We start from the raw sequence: 19,073 nt of genomic DNA, 5'->3' as shown, positions 1-19,073 counted from the left end.
CCTCAGGCATGCGCCGCCTCACGCAGGCGCTGTGCATCGAGGATTTCGATCTCGCCGTAACCCAGGCGCACGATGCCCTGGGCTTGCAGGTCCTTGAGCAAGGCGTTGGTGGTCTGGCGCGACAGGCTCAACATCGCCGCCAGGTCTTCCTGGGGCAACTGCAGCCGACGTTTTGAGTGCTCGATGTCGCCGTACCCCTCAATGATCATCAACAAGCGATGGGCCAGCCGCACCGAGGCCGGCATCAGGCTGAGCTGTTCGAGGCCGATAAAACTCAGGCGCAACTTTTGGCTCATCAACAAGGCCAAGTCGCGCCAGTACTGCGGGGTTTCATCGAGAATATTCAGCAATGCCTGCTGGGGCACCTGCAACAACGTACAGGGTCCGACCGCGCAGGCGTCGTGAGTGCGCGGCAGGCCGTCGAACAGGCAGATTTCACCGAACCAGTAGGGCAACTCCACGAGGCTCAGCACCGCCTCCTTGCCCTGCTCGCTTACCGCGCTGATACGCAGGGTGCCGTCGAGCACCGCATACAAGCCGCAGGGCGGGTCACCGCGCTTGAACAGGTATTGCCCCGCCGTCAGCTGCCGCAGCCGGGCGTGGGCCAGCAGACTATGCTGAAAAGCGGCGGGCAGGTGGCTGAACCAGTGCCCGGTAGCCAGCCGGGGTCGCCATTGCTCTGCGTTCATGAGAACTCCGAAGATTGTCGCCCAGTTGACAGTTAGGCGAAGGCTGACAAGGCATGATCAAACATCCTACAGGAGGAATAACAATGAAAAGCCTCGTCGACCACCTCGGTCAATACGCCGCCTACCACCGCGACCCGCGCAATATCGCCAGCCACTTTATCGGTATCCCACTGATCGTCGTCGCCGTCGCAGCGTTGCTTTCACGCCCCGAGTGGCCGCTGGGCGGGTTCTGGCTGTCGCCGGCGCTGATCGTCGCGCTGCTTGCCGCGTGGTTCTACCTGCGCCTGGAACTCGCGCTGGGCGTGCTGATGAGCGTGCTGATGGGCTTGTCGGTGTGGGCCGGGCACGTGCTGGCGGCGCAAAGCACGACGGTCTGGCTCAGCGGCGGTGTCGGTATGTTCGTGGTGGGTTGGGTGATTCAGTTTGTCGGGCATTACTACGAGGGCAAGAAGCCGGCGTTTGTGGATGACGTGTCGGGGCTGATCGTCGGGCCGTTGTTTGTGGTGGCGGAGTTGGCGTTTTTGCTGGGGTTGCGGCATGAGCTCAAGCAGCAGATTGAAGAGCGTTCGGGGCCAGTCGCTCGCCGCGATCTGAAGCCGAGAGAAGTCTGAATGTGGGAGGGGGCTTGCCCCCGATTGCAGTGGGTCAGTCACTGAAGATATTGACTGATCCATTGCAATCGGGGGCAAGCCCCCTCCCACATTTGTTATTGCAGTGTGTTCAGGCTTTTTGCCAGACCTTGGGTTTGAAGAACAGGGTTTCACCACGGGTCAGGCCAGTCAGGCTGTCGTGGTCTTTCACCACTTCGGCCTCGATCAGCTCGCTCTGGCCTTCGACTTTCAAGGTCACCCGCGTGGTCGCCCCCAGCGGCCGGATATCGCGCACTTCGGCCGCATGGTGGTCTTCCAGTTCATGGCGTGACAACGACACTTCATGGGGGCGGAACAGCACGTGCTGGTCTCCACCCAGGTGCAGGCGGTTGGAGTCGCCGAGGAAGTGGTAGACGAAATCGCTGGCCGGGTTTTCGTAGACGTCGCCCGGTGAGCCGATCTGCTCGATCACGCCCTTGTTCATCACCACGATACGGTCGGCAACTTCCATCGCCTCTTCCTGGTCGTGGGTCACGAACACCGAGGTCAGGTTGATGTCTTCGTGCAGGCGCGCCAGCCAGCGGCGCAGCTCTTTGCGCACCTTGGCGTCGAGGGCGCCGAACGGTTCGTCGAGCAGCAGCACTTTGGGCTCCACCGCCAGGGCGCGGGCCAGGGCGATACGCTGGCGTTGGCCGCCGGAGAGCTGTTCCGGGTAGCGGTCGGACAGCCAGTCCAACTGCACCATGTTCAACAGCTCGTGGACTTTGACCGCGATCTGGCTTTCGTTCGGGCGCTGGTTTTTCGGCTTCATGCGCAGGCCGAAGGCGACGTTATCGAACACGGTCATGTGGCGGAACAGCGCGTAATGCTGGAACACAAAACCGACGTTGCGATCACGCACGTCGTGGCCGGAGACGTCTTCACCGTGGAACACGATGCTGCCTTCGTCCGGGGTTTCCAGGCCGGCAATGATGCGCAGCAAGGTGGTCTTGCCGCAGCCGGACGGGCCGAGCAACGCCACCAACTCGCCACTCTGGATGTCCAGATTGATGCTGTTCAGGGCCTTGAAGGCGTTGAAATTCTTGCTGACATTACGGACTTCAATGGACATGGATTATTCCTCACCGCTTGCTGCGCGCAGGCGGTTGATACGGTTCTCGCTCCACTGCTTGAGCAGCAGGATGAAGAGCGCCAGGATCAGCAACAGACTCGCTACCGCAAACGCAGCAACGTGGTTGTATTCGTTGTAGAGAATCTCGACGTGCAGCGGCAACGTGTTGGTCACGCCGCGAATGTGGCCGGACACCACCGACACCGCGCCAAACTCACCCATCGCCCGCGCGGTACACAGCACCACGCCGTAGATCAGGCCCCATTTGATATTCGGCACGGTGACGTGCCAGAACATCTGCCAGCCATTGGCGCCGAGCAGCCGCGCGGCTTCTTCTTCCTGGGTGCCTTGTTCCTGCATCAGCGGGATCAGCTCCCGGGCCACGAACGGCACGGTGACGAAGATGGTCGCCAGCACGATGCCGGGCAAGGCGAACACGATCTGGATGTCGTGGTCTTGCAGCCACGGGCCAAAGAAGCCCTGGGCGCCGAACATCAGCACATAGACCAGACCTGCGATCACCGGCGACACCGAGAACGGCAGGTCGATCAACGTCACCAGGATGCTCTTGCCACGGAACGAGTACTTGCTCACGCACCACGCGGCGCTGACGCCGAACACCACGTTGAGCGGCACCGAGATCACCACGGCGACCACCGTGAGCTTGAGCGCCGACAGCGCGTCGGGCTCGAGGATCGCGGTGAAGAACGCGCCGAGGCCATTCTTCAAGCCCTGGGACACCACGATAAACAGCGGCAACACTAGGAACAGGAAGAACACCAGCCAGCCCAGGCTGATCAGGATGCGCCGCGACAGCGCACTGCCACGCCGGGCAGCGTTGGCCGAGGACGCGGCGGAGATAGACGATTGGGACATGTTCCGCGCCTCCTTATGGGTGTTCGATGCGCCGCTGCAGCAAATTGATCAGCAGCAGCAACACGAAGGAAACCACCAGCATCAGCACACCGATGGAGGTGGCGCCGTGGTAGTCGTACTGGTCGAGCTTGACCATGATCAGCAGCGGCAGGATCTCGGTCTTCATCGGCATGTTGCCGGCGATGAAAATCACCGAGCCGTACTCACCGACGCCACGCGCAAACGCCAGGGCGAAGCCGGTCAGCCAGGCCGGCAGCAACGCGGGCACGAGGATGTAGCGGAACACCTGCAACGGCTTGGCGCCCAGGCAGGCGGCGGCTTCTTCGATTTCCCGGGGGATATCGGCGAGGACCGGCTGCACCGTGCGCACCACAAATGGCAACGTGACGAAGGTCAGTGCCAGGGTGATGCCCAAGGGGCTGTAGGCGATCTTGAAACCCAGGTCGGCGGCGAACTGGCCGACCAGGCCGGTCGGCGTGTACAGCGCGGTCAGCGCGATACCGGCAACGGCGGTGGGCAGGGCGAACGGCAGGTCGATCATCGCATCGATGATCTTGCGCCCGGGGAAGGTGTAGCGCACCAGCACCCAGGCCAGCAGCGTACCGATCACGCCATTGATCAGCGCGGCGTACAGCGCGGTGCTGAAGCTCAATTTCAATGCCGCCAGCACACGCGGTGCGGTGATGATGTTCCAGAACTGATCCCAGGTAAGTTGAGCGGCGTGTACGAACATCGCCGCGAGGGGGATGAGTACGATCAGGCTGAGGTACACCACGGTGTAGCCCAGCGTCAGCCCGAAGCCGGGTATGACGGGGGAAATACGACGCGACATAAGAGTCCTTGGTTAGCAGGTCTGACACACAAAACCCGCAGATGAATGCGTGCTCTGTAGGAGCGGGCTTGCCCGCGAAAAACGTCAACGATAACGCGCACATTCTGGGTGCACGCGGTGCCTGGACCTTCTTCGCGAGCAAGCTCGCTCCTACAGAGGGCGGTGTTTTTATTGCGCCGTGTAGATCTGGTCGAACACGCCACCGTCATTGAAGAATTTCGGCTGCGCAGTTTTCCAGCCGCCGAAGTCTTTGTCGATAGTCACCAGGTCCAGTTTCGGGAACTGCTGGGCGTACTTGGCGGCGATTTTCTCATCGCGTGGGCGGTAGAAATTCTTCGCCGCAATCTCCTGGCCCGCCGGGCTGTACAGGTGCTTGAGGTATTCGGTGGCGATCTCGGTGTTGCCCTTTTTCTCGGCGTTTTTGTCGACCACGGCCACCGGCGGTTCGGCGAGGATCGACAGGGACGGCACGACGATGTCGAACTTGTCGGCACCACCGTCTTCTTTCAACGCCAGAAACGCCTCGTTTTCCCAGGCCAGCAGCACGTCACCCTGACCGTTGTTGACGAAGGTGATGGTCGAACCGCGCGCGCCCGTGTCGAGGACCGGTACGTGCTTGAACAGCGCTTGCACGTATTCCTGGGCCTTGGCTTCACTGCCTCCGGCTTTGAGGCCGTAGGCCCAGGCGGCGAGAAAGTTCCAGCGCGCACCGCCGGAGGTTTTCGGGTTCGGGGTGATGACCGACACGTCTTTCTTGATCAGGTCGCCCCAGTCCTTGATGCCTTTTGGGTTGCCCTTGCGCACCAGGAACACGATGGTCGAGGTATACGGGGTGCTCGCGTCCGGCAGACGGGTCTGCCAGTTTTGCGGCAGGGTCTTGCCCAACTTGGCGATTTCATCGATGTCACCGGCCAGCGCCAGGGTCACCACATCGGCGCGCAGGCCGTCGATCACCGCACGGCCTTGCTTGCCCGAGCCACCGTGGGATTGCTGGATCTTGACGCTGTCGCCGGGATGGGACTGTTTCCAGTAGCTGGTGAACTCAGCGTTGTAGTCCTGGTACAGCTCACGGGTCGGGTCATACGAGACGTTGAGCAACTCGTAGTCCTTGGCCACGGCAGAGCCGGCAAACACGGCGCTGGCCAACGCGGCCAGGGCGTAACGGCGAATCGACGACATAGAAAGCTCCTGAAATTCTGGGGTGTTGGCTGACGACTGTAGGAGCGAGCTTGCTCGCGAAAAACGTCAACGATAACGCTGCACATCAGGTGCAACGCGTTGCCTTCAAGCTTTTCGCGAGCAAGCTCGCGCCTACAGGGACATTTCTTATAGTGATGGGTCTATCGCCGCTCTTGCTCAGGCCGGTTTGTTACCCGGGTTCTGCAGGCGGAATTTTTCTTTGCGTTCGATCTGTACCACTTGAGCGTTGTGTACAGTGATTTCCACCGCGCCAAAGCGCAGATCGCGCAACGCGCTCTGGATCTCGCGCAAAATGGCTGCCTCGTCCTGGCCGTCGACGCTACGTAGAGATGCGCTCATGGTCTCGCTCCTGAAATGAAGAGTGCCGCGCAGTAGCGGCACTGCTTGCGGCGTGAGGGCGATAGTAGATAAGCGCAGATATTCTTAAAAATACTATTTAAGAATGTTTATATAACCAAAAAGAATTTTCTGGCAGGACGCGGGGTTGCGAAGGTTTTGCGGGTGAAAATACTGACGCACAGACGCTGCTGACCCCTGGGGGAGCCGCGCTTACTCGCGATGAGGGTGTCGACAGGCGGCGAATATTTCGTCTGAAAGTCCCTCATAGAGGGCAAGCCCGTTCTCACATTTTTTTGGCGGCGTTTCAAGTCTCGTTCGTGGAGGGTTGTCGAATGACGGGCGCCAGCGCCCAATCGATCTCACTCGCCGGCATCGGCCGCCCAAACCAATACCCCTGCCCCATGCCGCATTCGTGATCCAACAGGAACCGCGCCTGTTCCACCTGTTCAATCCCTTCCGCCTGGACCTGCATGCCCATGCTTTTCGCCAGGGCAATCACCACGCGCACGATGGCGGCGTCGTCTTCATCCCACGGCAACCCGGCAACAAAGCCCTGGTCGATCTTGAGCTTCTGCACCGGCAGGCGCTTGAGGCGCAGCAGCGAGGAATAGCCGGTGCCAAAATCGTCAATGGCCAGGCGCAGGCCAAGCTCGCGCAGGCGGTGCAGTTGCTCCAGGGCCACTTCGGGGTCTTCCATCACTGCGCTTTCGGTGACTTCCAGCTCAAGGTAAGCCGGGTCCAGGCCGGTGTCATGCAGCACCTGGGCGACTTGGTCATACAACTCGCGTCGCGCAAACATGCGGCTGGACACGTTGATCGCCATAAAGCTCAGCGGCGCGCCGTCAGCCAGCCACTGGCACATCTGGGCGCACGCCTGGTGCATGACCCAGGCGTCGATATCGGCAATCAGGCCGGTGCGTTCGGCGATGGGGATGAACTCGACCGGCGGCACCAGGCCGCGCTCCGGGTGCTGCCAGCGCACCAGGGCTTCGACGCCGACCAGGCGGCTGGTTTGCAGGTCGTGAACCGGCTGGTAGTAAACACGCAGCTCCTGCTGGTCGAGGGCGCGACGCAGTTCGCTGGCGATCTCCACGCGGTTCTGGGCGTGGGCGGTCAACTCTTCGGTGTACAACGCGTAGCCTTCACGGCCGACGCTCTTGGCCTTGAACAACGCGGAATCAGCGTTACGCAACAACTGTTGAGCGCTCAGTGCGTCGCTGGGGAAAAGGCTGATGCCAACGCTCGCGCTGATAAACAATTGATGGCCATCAAAAACAAACGGGAGTTTCATCGCATCGAGCATGCGTTGCGCGAACGCGGCGGCTTGCACCACCTGTGGACAATTTTCCGCCAACAGCGCGAACTCGTCCCCTCCCAGCCGCGCCAGCGTCACGCCGGGGCCGAACAGGCTTTTCAGGCGTTCACCGACCAATTTGAGCAATTGGTCGCCGACGTTATGGCCAAGGCTGTCGTTGATGATCTTGAAGTGGTCCAGGTCGAGCAGCAGCAACGCACAACCGCGTTTATGCGCTTGCGCCGAAGTCAGGGCCTGCTCGGCGCGGTCGGTGAACAGCAGGCGGTTGGGCAGGTCGGTCAGCGGGTCGTGGTGAGCGAGGTGCGCCAGTTCGTGCTCGGAATCCTTGATGGCACTGATATCGGAAAACACCGCGACGTAATGGCTGACATGGCCCAGGTCATCGTAAATCACCCGGATGGTTTGCCATTGTGGATAAATTTCGCCGCTTTTGCGCCGGTTCCAGATTTCGCCGCTCCACTCGCCGGTCTGCTCCAGAGCCTGGAACATCTGTTGATAAAAACTCGACGAATGGCGGCCTGACTTGAACAGGCTGGGTTGCTCACCCATGACATCTTCGCGCCGGTAGCCGGTGATCTCCATAAAGGCCCGGTTCACATGGACGATCTTCCCCTGGGCATCGGTGACCAGCACCCCTTCGCGGGTGCAATCGAACACGGCGGCGGCCTGGCGCAGGCGTTCGCGACTCTCTTTCAGCGGTTGCAGCCGTTGGTTGACGTGCGCAAAGCGCGCACAAATCAGGTAAATCACCAGGGCGCTGATGGCCACCCACACGTAGCCGCGCAGCTGCAGCCACTGGTTTAACTCCACCGGGTTATCGAGAAACTCGATCAATACCCGGTGAGTAAGCACGACCCACAGCAGCGAAACCAGCAGATATACCAACCCTGCGCGCCGGGCCCCTCGGTATGAAAACAACATATGGCCAATAATCCTTACTAAAAAGCTAGATTCGCCCTACAAAGGTTAGGGATTATAGAATAAGAAACATCCGCTCACTTCTATCTGAAAGGTCGGCTGGTTTTCTCTGTAGGCTTAGTGATAATGCGTAAGCTGTTTTTTTCTTTATTTGAGGGCCATACAGCCTATGTGGTACAACGGTTTTCTTGACCTGTCGGCCTGGCAACTGGTGGCAGTCACCCTGTTGATGACCCACGTGACCATCATTGGGGTCACCGTCTATCTGCACCGCTATTCAGCCCATCGCTCCCTGGAGCTCAATGCTGGCCTGAAACACTTCTTCCGCTTCTGGCTGTGGCTGACCACGGCGCAGAACACCCGCGAGTGGACCGCCATCCACCGCAAGCACCACGCCAAATGCGAAACCGTCGACGATCCACACAGTCCCGTCATTAAAGGCCTGTCTACCGTATTGCGCAAAGGCGCCGAGCTCTATCGCGCCGAGGCAGAGAACCCCGAGACCCTGCGCATCTACGGCAAGAACTGCCCGGACGACTGGATCGAACGCAGACTCTACACGCCTTACCCGCTGCTGGGTGTGGCAATCATGGGTGTGATCGATCTTCTGCTGTTCGGCACCATCGGTATCACTATCTGGGCGATCCAGATGATGTGGATTCCATTCTGGGCCGCCGGTGTGATCAACGGCCTGGGCCATGCCGTGGGCTATCGCAACTTCGAATGCCGGGACGCTGCGACCAACCTGGTGCCGTGGGGCATCATTGTGGGCGGCGAAGAGTTGCATAACAACCACCACACCTACCCCAACTCCGCCAAGCTGTCGGTGAAGAAATGGGAGTTCGACCTCGGCTGGGCGTGGATCAAACTGTTCAGCTTCCTGCGCCTGGCCAAGGTGCAGCGTGTCGCACCGATCGCCCACCGCGTGGAAGGCAAGGGCCACCTGGACATGGACACCGCCATGGCGATCCTCAACAACCGTTTCCAGATCATGGCCCAGTACCGCAAGCTGGTGATCGGCCCGCTGGTCACGCAGGAACTGGAGAAGGTCGATCACTCGGTGCGCCACCAGTTCCACCGTGCCAAGCGCCTGCTGTCGCGGGAAACCAGCCTGCTGGATGACCGTCACCACCTGCGTATCCAGAGCATGCTGGAACACAGCCAGGCCCTGAAAGTGATCTACGAAAAGCGTCTGGCCCTGCAGCAGATCTGGCTCAAGACCAGCTCCAACGGCCACGATATGCTGGCCGCGATCAAGGAGTGGGTGCATGAGGCCGAGGCCAGCGGCATCCAGTCCCTGCGCGACTTTGCCCACCAACTGAAGACTTATTCGTTGCGCCCGGCAGCGGTGTGAACACGCCGGGGGAAGGCTTGCCTTCCCCCTGATCACTTTTTTGACGCCATTCTCCAGACACCCCTTAATCCGTCAAAATCGCCCCCGATGACGGAACTTAGACGCAATTCACCCCTCTCAGACAACACTTCGCCATCATGGTGGCCCCTTGTTGTGACCGCTGCTGAACCCTGCGGCGCGCCCAGAGAGAGTTGTGCCGATGGTCCACAAAAAGACTCACCTGCTCGATCCGCCGACCGCTAAAACCCCACGCCCCCCTACCGCAGCGAACTTGCTGGCGTTGATGCACGCCCAGGGCGAGGTCGAGCGGCTGAGTGAGCGTGAACAATTACTGAGTTCACTGCTGGTCAGCGTGAGTGCGGTGCTATGGGCCATCGACTGGGAGTCGCGGCGCGTGCTGTATGTGAGCCCGGCGTATGAGCGGGTGTTCGGCCGTTCCGCCGGCCTGCTGCTGGCCGACCACCGGGAATGGCGCAACAGCATTCATCCCGAAGACCTCGACTACGCCGAACACAGCCTGGCCCGCGTGCTGGAGCAAGGCGCAGTGGAAGACCGCGAGTACCGCATCATCACGGCCGACGGGCAGATTCGCTGGCTCAGCGACAAGTGCTATATCAACCAGCAGGTCGAGCCGGGTGAACCGTTGATTGTGGTCGGCATGGCCGAGGACATCACCGACAAGAAACAAATGGAGCTGGAGCTGCACCGTCTGGCCACCACCGATGCGCTGACCCAGAGCAGCAACCGCCGGCACTTTTTCGAATGCGCCAACCAGGCCTTCGACAGTGCCTGCGCCCAGGCTTCGCCGCTGGCGTTCCTGCTGCTGGACATCGATGACTTCAAGGACGTCAACGACACCTACGGCCACCTGGAGGGCGATCAGGTGTTGCGGCGCATCGCCGAGAGCGGTCGTGGCGTATTACGCCGTGGCGACCTGTTCGGGCGCATTGGCGGCGAAGAGTTCGCCGCCGTACTCCCCGGTTGCGCGCCGGATACGGCCCTGCAAGTCGCTGAACGGCTTGGCAAGGAAATCCAGGCATTGAGCTTCAGCTATGACGGCCATGCGTTTACCGTGACGGTCAGCCAGGGGCTGGCCAGCCTCAACGAGCAAGACTCGACCTTGAACAGCCTGTTCGGCCGCGCGGACGCCGCCATGTACGAGGCCAAGCGCCTGGGCAAAAACCGCGTGGTTGCTGGCTAGAGGACCAACACAGATCAAATGTGCGAGCGGGCTTGCCCCCTCCCACATTTGAATTGCATCGCCCTCTAGGCCTTGCGCAACCTCATCAGCTCCGACAACCCCACCTTGAGCAAGCGCGCGGTTTTGCTCCTGGCCACTGCTTCCAGCCCTTCATGCTCGGTCAACCGCGCCATCTGCGCCGCCAGGTTCATCACCAGCGCCTCCCGCGAATACACCCCGCCCTCCAGCGAGTAGACCGCCGCGATCAACTGGCGCAGCTCCAGCGGCAAGCGCCAACGCGTGCGCAACGACGAACCGTAGGCGGCCCCCAAGGCGTGGAGAGACTCGCCAATCGCTTCGTCATCCAACGCCCCGCCACCCTGGCGCCAGTCTTCCAGGCAGCGCAATAAAGCCAGGTCGCCGAGCCGATGCAGGATACCCGCGCTGTAACAGCGCTCGTGGTCCAGCTCCAGCATGCGCGCCAGGCGGCGGGCGAAGTCGGCGGTGTCCTGGGACAACTGCCAGTGACGCTCGGCATACGCCACCAGGCCCGGATCACCCAACACCACGTTGTGCTTGAGGGCCAGGCCGAGGATCAGGTTCATGCTTTGCCCGGCCAGCAGCGTGTGCAGTGCCGCCGACAAGGTCTGCACCGGCGTGCCGTGATTGCCCGCGCTGTTGGCGGCGGCAATCAGCACGGCGGTGATCTGCGGGTCCATGCGCACCCGGTCTTCCAGGCGATTGAGGTCCAGGCCCTCCGGCCCTAGGCTGTCTTGCACGGCGGCCTTCACATCGACCCACAGCGGCGCGCCATCGCAGGCATCGCGGCGGCGCTCGAGGAACACCGGCAAGGTCATGCCCGGCGCCAGTCGCGGCACTTCGCAGTACACGCTTTCGCCTTCGTTGAGCAGCAGGTCTTGCAGGCGCTGGGTCAGGCCGTCCATGTTCAGCGGTTTGGTCAGATACGCCGTGGGCGCCAGGGGCAAGGCCTCACGCACGCTGGCGCTGTCATTGCGGCTACTGAGCAGGATGAACGGCAGCGCGGGCGAACGACGCTGCTGGCGCACGTTGCGCAACAGGCTCAGGCCATCGATGCCCGGCAGCTCCCAATCCGCCACGATCAGGTCGTAGGCCTTGTCGCGCAGCAGCGCAGCCGCTTGCCGGCCATCGGCACACACATCCAACCGTGCATCGCAGCGCACATTCAACAACACCTGCTTGAGCAGGTCCCGCGACCAAGGGTCTGCCTCGGCAATCAACACTCGGGGTACAGCGGGTAAATCCACAGCACTCATCCAGCACGCTCCATCCGCAATGCCTGCACCTTAGACAATGCGGTGGCCTACGCACAATGAACAACCGCTGAATGTGCTGTCTCGGGCACAAAAAAAAACCCGCCGAAGCGGGTTTTTTCTATCGATCGGTTCTGCCCGTGCTTACAGCTCGGAGAAGCACTCTTCGATGATTGCCAAGCCTTTGTCCAACTGCGCATCCGGCGCGGTCAGTGGAACCAGTACGCGCAACACGTTGCCGTAAGGGCCGCAGGACAGCAGGATCAAGCCCTTCTCACGCGCCTTGGCCACCACGGAGGCGACGGCAGCGGCGTTTGGCTTGTGGCTGTCGCCACCTTCGAACAGCTCGATCGCGATCATCGCGCCCAGGGCACGCACGTCGCCGATCACCGGGTACTTGGCCTGGATGGCCTTGAGGCCGGTGACCAGACGCTCGCCGACGGCTTTGCAGCGATCCAGCAGGTGCTCTTCTTCGAACACTTCCAACACGGCCAGGGCCGCGGCGCAAGCGATCGGGCTACCGGCGTAGGTGCCGCCCAGGCCGCCTGGCGCGATGGCGTCCATGTATTCGGCCTTGCCGCACACACCGGCCAACGGGAAACCGCCGGCGATGGATTTGGCGAAGGTGGTCAGGTCGGCAGTCACGCCCATCTGTTCCATGGCGAAGAACGTACCGGTACGGCCGGCACCGGTTTGCACTTCGTCAGCGATCAGCAGGATGCCGTGCTTGTCACACAGTTCGCGCAGGCGCTTCATGAAGGCTTTAGGCGCGACGTAGAAACCGCCTTCGCCCTGCACCGGCTCGATGATGATGGCAGCGATATCACGCGGCTCGGCATCGTTTTTGAAGATGCGTTCGATGCTGGCGATGGAGTCGTCGACGCTCACGCCATGCAGTTCGTTCGGGTACAGCGCGCGGAAGATGCCGCCTGGCATCAGGCCCATGCCGGCCGAGTAAGGCACGACTTTACCGGTGAGGCCCAGGGTCATCATGGTGCGACCGTGGTACGCGCCGGTGAACGCGATAATGCCGGCACGGCCAGTGGCGGCGCGGGCGATTTTCACGGCGTTCTCAACGGCTTCGGAACCGGTGGTGACCAGCAGGGTTTTCTTGGCGAAATCACCTGGGACCTTGGCGTTGATTTTTTCGCACAGCTCCACGTAAGGCTCGTAGGCCAGTACCTGGAAGCAAGTGTGAGTCAGCTTGTTCAACTGCTCGGTCACGGCCGCGATGACTTTCGGGTGTACGTGACCGGTGTTCAGCACGGCGATACCGCCGGCGAAGTCGATGAACTCGCGACCTTCAACGTCGGTCACGGTGGAGTTCTTCGCGGATTCGGCGAAGATCGGGTGAATCTGGCCAACACCGCGTGGTACAGCGGCTTCGCGGCGTTTCATCAAAGAAGCGTTGGTCTTGCTCATAAAGTCCTCATTCGCCACTCATCGGGTGGCGTGGTCCAAGGAATACGTGGCGGGGAGGCAACTATGGCAGCATGCGATGATCGACTGCCACAGCGTTCCCGGCCACTACGAATAACGATGTAAAACGCGCAAAGGATCAGCGCTCTCGTGCCCTTTGCGCTTGCAGCAATGCCTTGCCGGGCTTAGATGCCCAGGCAGAGGTATTTGATTTCCAGGTAATCCTCGATCCCGTACTTGGAACCCTCACGGCCCAGGCCCGAAGCCTTGATGCCGCCGAACGGTGCCACTTCGTTGGAGATCAACCCGGTGTTGACGCCCACCATGCCATATTCCAGGGCTTCGGCCACACGGAACACACGGCTCAGGTCGCGCGCATAGAAGTAGGAAGCCAGGCCGAACTCGGTGTCGTTGGACATCGCGATCACTTCGGCTTCGTCCTTGAAACGGAACAGCGGCGCCAGCGGGCCGAAGGTTTCTTCCTTCGCCACAGCGGCGTTTTTCGGCACGTTGGTCAGGATGGTCGGCTCGAAGAAGTTACCTTCCATGACCTTGCCACCCGCCAGCAGCGTAGCGCCTTTGGCCAGGGCATCAGCAATGTGCTCCTGGACCTTGGCCACGGCTTTGCCGTCGATCAGCGGGCCGGTGGTGGTGCCGTCTTCCAGACCGTTGCCGATCTTGAGCTTGGCCACCGCTACTTTGAGTTTTTCAGCGAACACGTCGTACACCGCGTCTTGAACGTACAGACGGTTGGCGCAGACGCAGGTCTGACCGTTGTTGCGGTACTTGGAAATGATCGCGCCTTCGACGGCCTTATCCAGGTCAGCGTCGTCGAACACGATGAACGGCGCGTTGCCGCCCAGTTCCAGGGACACTTTCTTGATGTCCTTGGCGCATTCAGCCATCAACTGGCGACCGATTTCGGTCGAGCCGGTGAAGGACAATTTACGCACGATCGGGTTGCTGGTCAGCTCGCTGCCGATATCGCCGGCGCTGCCGGAAACCACGCTGAACACGCCTTTCGGAATGCCGGCACGCTGGGCCAATTCAGCCAGGGCGAACGCGGAGAACGGCGTTTGCGATGCAGGCTTGAGCACCATGGTGCAACCAGCGGCCAGGGCCGGGCCGGCTTTACGCGTGATCATCGCAGCGGGGAAGTTCCACGGCGTGATCGCGGCTGTCACGCCAATCGGTTGCTTGATCACGATCAGACGCTTGTCCGGCTGGTGACCGGGAATCACGTCACCGTAGACGCGCTTGGCTTCTTCGGCGAACCACTCGATAAAGGACGCGGCGTAGACAATTTCGCCCTTGGCTTCGGCCAGCGGCTTGCCCTGTTCCAGCGTCATCAGGCGGGCCAGGTCTTCCTGGTTCTCGATGATCAGCTCGAACCAACGGCGCAGCTTGTTGGCGCGCTCCTTGGCGGTCAGCGCACGCCAGGCCGGCAGCGCCTTGTCGGCGGCTTCGATGGCGCGGCGGGTTTCAGCGGCGCCCATCTTCGGCACGGTGCCGAGAATTTCGCCCGTGGCGGGGTTGTTGACCTTGATGGTCTGACCGTTGTCCGCATCGACCCAAGCCCCATCGATAAAGGCTTGCTGGCGGAACAACTGGGCATCTTTAAGCTGCATGTCGGCTTTCCTTAACAGCACCGCGCGCGCGCGGAGCGAATTAGAGTTTTTGAAAGGCGCCTTGTGGGCTGCCGTCAGGGAAATCAGCCCCAGCGTGCAAGCAAGTGGATAGCGCACGGGAGACAGAGCGTTTGAAATCTCAAACGAATCCTAGGATCAATGGGGGTATAGGGCAATAGGATGTTCGAAAAAAAGAACAAAAACCGCACATTTGCCGGATTTATCGGATCAGCGACCTTCAGCCCGTTTCCCCGCCACCGCTCCCTCGCGCCCGACGCAGAGCCCCGACACAGACAAATCCTACCCGCCAACGGCCAAAAACCAGCATGGACGCCCAAGGTCGACATGGGTATGATGGCGCCCGCACAAGCATCCGTAGCTCAGCTGGATAGAGTACTGCCCTCCGAAGGCAGGGGTCGTGGGTTCGAATCCCGCCGGGTGCACCATCTTTTTTCCCTTGTATTACAAGGGGATAGCGCTCCTGACAGAAACCTGTCCTAGTCCTGAAAGTCGTTTTTGCCACAAATTTGCCACACTTGAACGTGGCGGGAATGGTCGAAATGGCAACAATCAGGAATCGCGGCGAGTATCAGTGGGAAGCGCAAGTCCGCCGTAAGGGCTACCCAGCCCAGCGCAAAACCTTCGAAACCAAATCCGATGCCCAAGCCTGGGCGCGCATGATCGAAAGCGAAATCGACCGGGGTATATTTGTTTCTCGGGTCGAGGCTGAACGCACCGCCTTTCATCAACTTATTGATCGCTATATCTCTGAGATTGCTCCGAAGCACAAAGGCGCGTATTCGGAAATCAAACGTCTGGAAGCGCTGAAGCGTCATCCATTGGCAACACGTATCGTTGCCACCCTCACCTCTTCAGATTTTGCACGCTACCGTGATGAACGCCTGAAGATCCGCAAGGGCAACACGGTTAAGCGCGAACTCGCATTGTTTCAGTGTGTGATTGAGGTCGCTCGCCGCGAATGGGGCATTCATCTGGCCGAGAATCCAGTCAGGATGGTCAACCGCCCTAGCTACAACGACGAGCGCTCGCGACGGCTCGATCCAATAGAAGAGCAATACATGCTCGGCGCTCTGGAGCTTTGTGAGCGCCGTGCTGACGGCACCTATGCCGACGCTTCACACAATCCTTGGATACGCCCCATCGTCCAATTGGCGATTGAAACCGCGATGCGCCGTGGCGAGATTTTCGAGTTGCGCTGGAAGCATGTGAACCTAGATCGTAGAACCGCGCACCTGCCTGCAACCAAAAACGGCCTGCCTAGAACCGTCCCGCTGTCGCCGAAAGCTATTCACCTGTTGAAGGACTTACCGCGCTCGCTGTGCGGGCGAGTGTTCCCCACCACTGCCGATGCACTCAAAAAAGCCTTTGTGCGAGGTCTGGAGCGTGCGAGGCTGAAATACTTGGCCGATTGCGGGGCTGCGCAGGTAACACCTCAGGAAGACTTCCTGATCAATCTGCGCTTTCACGATCTGCGGCACGAAGCGACCTGTCGGCTTGCGACCAAACTGCCGAATTTGATCGAGCTTGCCAGCGTGACGGGGCATCGGGAGGTGAACATGCTAAAGCGTTACTACAACATCACCGCCGAAGAGCTCGCAGCAAAGCTAGCTTGATCGAATCACACCCGTGAGTGGTTAACTCCGCAGAGGGGCCGTCATTTGCACTCGACCTGGCAAGTCGTTTGCATCGGACTTGAAAGTAAAATTGAAGACCTCGACCGGCAATAATCAATTATGGGCGTACAGTGGACACAGTGATCACAACTAGGTAGCGTCACCGACGAAGCTTTCGAATCTAGAGGGCAGCAGAATTTGCCGTCAAAACTGTCGCGCTTCCCTCTAAGCAATGTTGCCTCTTCCACGACAGTCTCAGAGCTAGGCAAGAACTAATAGGGCGACAAGGGAACATAATACGACAGGCCATCCAACATGGGGTGCCGTTTAATAGAAGCTAGAATTTTCAAGGAGTTGTAGCGATGCCTATCACTGTACCCGATTCCTCCTGGTATAGAAAAAAAAGCTCTGAGAGTGATGCTCCTTCTTCCTGCCCTTACGCGAATGTTCATAAATGCCCAAGATACTATGCAAGTATATATATGCTCGGCGAAGCCAAGGTAACCACTTCTATCAGTGCTGATAAAAAAGAAGCTTTGGATGCTTTGTGGGAAAACTCAACGTTGTTACCAGTTATTGGCGAAGACGACACCAGCATAAGCGGAGCCAATGGAAGAATAAATTCATTTTCAAATTTTTGCCCCGAAGTAACTTTTACGTATTTCCGTTATTATGCAAGTTATTTAGGTAGGTACGTAGATGAAATTGATAAGGATTACGGGCAACGAGTTGCCGAAAAGGAAAATATCCCGGGTGACTGGAGGTATGAATGGGGATTCATGTCAGCATGCCATTACTTAGAGTGTGGCGTTTATAGCCAAGTCCGTGACTTCAATTCACATGGCATAGGTAAATTTGATAAACTAGCTCATTCCAACGTTGTACTCTTGATAGCCAGGATGGAACAATGCCTTGAAAGCAATGATCCAGCAGGGGTTTTGCACGCAGCAGCCAATATACTTGAAACAACAGCTAAAGATATTCTCAAGGGTGACAATATAGCTGACCAAACTCTGGGCGGCTTCATCGAGAAATATAAAAAAGAGTCATTACTTCCAAATGAAATAAAAGATATTGTTGGTGAAATATATAGCCTTAGGAATAAAATGCCTTTATCTGGTCATGGCAGCACTAAGTCGCCAAGTATCAATATGCGCGATGCAATTGTAATTGCTGCAACCACAAAATTTATTGTTGAAATCGAATATCGCACTAAAAAAATATAAGAACCCACGCTAAAAGCATTACCTTCGTGGCATTTTCAAAAGCTGGCTTTTTCTCGCTGGCTGAATCCAAATTTTTAGGGTAGCAACTCGCGAATGCGAGCTTTTGGTCGGTACAGTCAGATGTGACAGGCAGCAATCGGCTTCAAGCGGCCTATCAGCAATAGTGCAGAATACATACTCCCGATAACAGTCCGCGACACGTTAGTTTGAATAAACTTTTAGGTTGCGCTACGAATAATCGGTCAAAAATAATCTTGTGAAGAATTAATTGCTAAGGCAGCATAGTCAAGTCCCTTGATTTTTCGTGAGGAGTCTTTACCTTGGTTCTCAGGCTTTCTATCGGTCAGAGAATAAGGGAGTGTGTATGGGAAAAGATCACCCGGGACAGCGGAATGAGACGCTCCACAACAATGAACTTACCCGACCAACCCCAAGAAATTATTTCAGCCAATTCACCACGATCTTTAAACTTTTCATACACCAATATTTCCATCTAGCTGGAAATATTGGATTGACCATTCGCTACTTTAAGAATTTTGTCCGAATTACCTGGAATCTCGTAAGCGTCTCGAACTGTGCCGCGGGCCATTAGGGTCGGCCACTTAAGCCATAAAGATTCTAAATGGCAGTCGGGGGAGGTGTTGGGCGGAATATGAATGATTATGATAACTATAGGGTCAATTCGATTAACAATGTGCTGTTAATACGGTCCAGTTCGTCAAGGGGCGTACAAAAGCACAGCTAATGTTCACCCCCGAGCATTGGCCAGTGGTTATGCGCTTAGACTTGCTCAACCCCAATGTCTTCTTGCTCGCTCGGTTGGAAATCCTTCCACCATCCAATGTACTTGCAGTCGTAACAGATAAGATCCTGGGTGTCTTGACCCATAATTTTTTCTTTTATGGGGGTGCTTTTTGAACCGCATTTTGGGCAAACAGTATTTGTTCGAATCATTTCAATCCTCTGTGTATTTTTGGTTTGATCAGCATTCCTTGTCCTTCGATCGCTGCGTCAAGAACGCGACATGGGCAAGCTAGAAAAAACAGTTACATGTGCATGCAGATTATGAATCTAGTCGGCAATGTGTCTATAGACTATCTGGCTTGATTGCTCAAGCTGTAAATGTCCTCTTATGCTATGGACTCGACCGCTGGCAACCGACCGCTCTCGGCCGATTGAATTAAAAAGTCGGCTTCCCAAAACACTCGAATATTAATGGATGAAAATACCTCTGTTGCACGCCGCTACGTGAGATCCGAGTCCTGAGCCTACTGCCAAAAATTCAGATTTCAATCTCAGGCGCGTACTTTTCTGGCGCGGAATTCGAAGCTGACTTTTTCAACAGAATCGGCCAATACCGGACGGTCACTTGGGTGTGCGATCAGTTCGAAGTGATCCCTCTGCATAGCCATCGCATCGCGCCTGCAAGATGGCCCATTGCTTCATGACGTAGATGGATACGACTCCAGC

The 19,073-nt window shown here is 58.3% G+C and carries 15 protein-coding genes and 1 tRNA gene; 6 read left to right on the top strand and 10 right to left on the bottom strand.

Features of this window, described 5'->3' with window-relative positions:
* Positions 1-2: 2 nt before the first annotated feature.
* Positions 3-689: a Crp/Fnr family transcriptional regulator gene (locus U5A08_RS01075; protein WP_253392543.1), complete on the bottom strand. Its 687-nt coding sequence runs from the start codon at positions 687-689 to the stop codon at positions 3-5.
* Between the two features lie 83 nt (positions 690-772).
* On the opposite strand from U5A08_RS01075, the gene U5A08_RS01070 reads away from it, so the two are divergent.
* Positions 773-1,300, top strand: coding sequence for an Mpo1 family 2-hydroxy fatty acid dioxygenase (locus U5A08_RS01070; protein WP_321849899.1), 528 nt, complete (start codon positions 773-775; stop codon positions 1,298-1,300).
* A gap of 109 nt (positions 1,301-1,409) precedes the next feature.
* On the opposite strand, the gene U5A08_RS01065 is transcribed toward U5A08_RS01070, so the two are convergent.
* From U5A08_RS01065 to dibA, 6 genes are all read right to left on the bottom strand, one after another.
* Positions 1,410-2,390, bottom strand: a complete 981-nt coding sequence (locus U5A08_RS01065) for a sulfate/molybdate ABC transporter ATP-binding protein (RefSeq protein WP_253392533.1) — start codon at positions 2,388-2,390, stop codon at positions 1,410-1,412.
* 3 nt (positions 2,391-2,393) lie between these two features.
* Positions 2,394-3,266 (bottom strand): sulfate ABC transporter permease subunit CysW, encoded by an 873-nt coding sequence (cysW, locus tag U5A08_RS01060; RefSeq protein WP_321849895.1) that lies wholly within the window; start codon positions 3,264-3,266, stop codon positions 2,394-2,396.
* Between the two features lie 13 nt (positions 3,267-3,279).
* Positions 3,280-4,098, bottom strand: coding sequence for a sulfate ABC transporter permease subunit CysT (cysT, locus tag U5A08_RS01055; protein ID WP_247395722.1), 819 nt, complete (start codon positions 4,096-4,098; stop codon positions 3,280-3,282).
* A gap of 168 nt (positions 4,099-4,266) precedes the next feature.
* On the bottom strand, positions 4,267-5,277 hold the full coding sequence (locus U5A08_RS01050) for a sulfate ABC transporter substrate-binding protein (RefSeq protein ID WP_253392529.1): 1,011 nt from the start codon (positions 5,275-5,277) through the stop codon (positions 4,267-4,269).
* A 177-nt stretch (positions 5,278-5,454) separates the two neighbouring features.
* Positions 5,455-5,637, bottom strand: a complete 183-nt coding sequence (gene oscA / locus U5A08_RS01045) for a sulfur starvation response protein OscA (protein ID WP_010565387.1) — start codon at positions 5,635-5,637, stop codon at positions 5,455-5,457.
* A 304-nt stretch (positions 5,638-5,941) separates the two neighbouring features.
* The gene (dibA, locus tag U5A08_RS01040) at positions 5,942-7,873 is read right to left on the bottom strand and encodes a phosphodiesterase DibA (protein WP_321849892.1); all 1,932 of its coding nucleotides are present in this window, start codon (positions 7,871-7,873) and stop codon (positions 5,942-5,944) included.
* A 166-nt stretch (positions 7,874-8,039) separates the two neighbouring features.
* On the opposite strand from dibA, the gene desA reads away from it, so the two are divergent.
* Both desA and U5A08_RS01030 read left to right on the top strand, forming a co-directional pair.
* Positions 8,040-9,224 carry a delta-9 fatty acid desaturase DesA gene (desA, locus tag U5A08_RS01035; protein WP_253392525.1) on the top strand — a complete coding sequence of 395 codons (1,185 nt, stop codon included), beginning with the start codon at positions 8,040-8,042 and terminating at the stop codon, positions 9,222-9,224.
* A 199-nt stretch (positions 9,225-9,423) separates the two neighbouring features.
* Complete coding sequence (locus tag U5A08_RS01030) at positions 9,424-10,425, top strand: GGDEF domain-containing protein (protein ID WP_253392523.1); 1,002 nt, start codon at positions 9,424-9,426, stop codon at positions 10,423-10,425.
* A 65-nt stretch (positions 10,426-10,490) separates the two neighbouring features.
* On the opposite strand, the gene U5A08_RS01025 is transcribed toward U5A08_RS01030, so the two are convergent.
* The 3 genes from U5A08_RS01025 to gabD form a co-directional block, all read right to left on the bottom strand.
* Positions 10,491-11,699, bottom strand: a complete 1,209-nt coding sequence (locus U5A08_RS01025) for an HDOD domain-containing protein (RefSeq protein ID WP_321849888.1) — start codon at positions 11,697-11,699, stop codon at positions 10,491-10,493.
* A gap of 141 nt (positions 11,700-11,840) precedes the next feature.
* Positions 11,841-13,118, bottom strand: coding sequence for a 4-aminobutyrate--2-oxoglutarate transaminase (gabT, locus tag U5A08_RS01020; protein ID WP_253392519.1), 1,278 nt, complete (start codon positions 13,116-13,118; stop codon positions 11,841-11,843).
* 182 nt (positions 13,119-13,300) lie between these two features.
* Positions 13,301-14,743, bottom strand: a complete 1,443-nt coding sequence (gene gabD / locus U5A08_RS01015; RefSeq protein ID WP_321849886.1) for an NADP-dependent succinate-semialdehyde dehydrogenase — start codon at positions 14,741-14,743, stop codon at positions 13,301-13,303.
* A gap of 369 nt (positions 14,744-15,112) precedes the next feature.
* On the opposite strand from gabD, the gene U5A08_RS01010 reads away from it, so the two are divergent.
* From U5A08_RS01010 to U5A08_RS01000, 3 genes are all read left to right on the top strand, one after another.
* Positions 15,113-15,189 (top strand) — tRNA-Arg (locus tag U5A08_RS01010).
* Positions 15,190-15,294: 105 nt separating this feature from the next.
* Positions 15,295-16,377, top strand: a complete 1,083-nt coding sequence (locus U5A08_RS01005) for a site-specific integrase (RefSeq protein WP_321849885.1) — start codon at positions 15,295-15,297, stop codon at positions 16,375-16,377.
* Positions 16,378-16,739: 362 nt separating this feature from the next.
* On the top strand, positions 16,740-17,603 hold the full coding sequence (locus tag U5A08_RS01000) for a hypothetical protein (protein WP_321849882.1): 864 nt from the start codon (positions 16,740-16,742) through the stop codon (positions 17,601-17,603).
* Positions 17,604-19,073 lie beyond the last annotated feature (1,470 nt).

The sequence above is a fragment of the Pseudomonas paraveronii genome, assembly GCF_963681955.1.
Classification (GTDB): Bacteria; Pseudomonadota; Gammaproteobacteria; order Pseudomonadales; family Pseudomonadaceae; genus Aquipseudomonas; species Aquipseudomonas paraveronii.
Note: the sequence above shows the minus strand (reverse complement) of the source record. Positions and strands in the feature narration are given on the sequence as shown.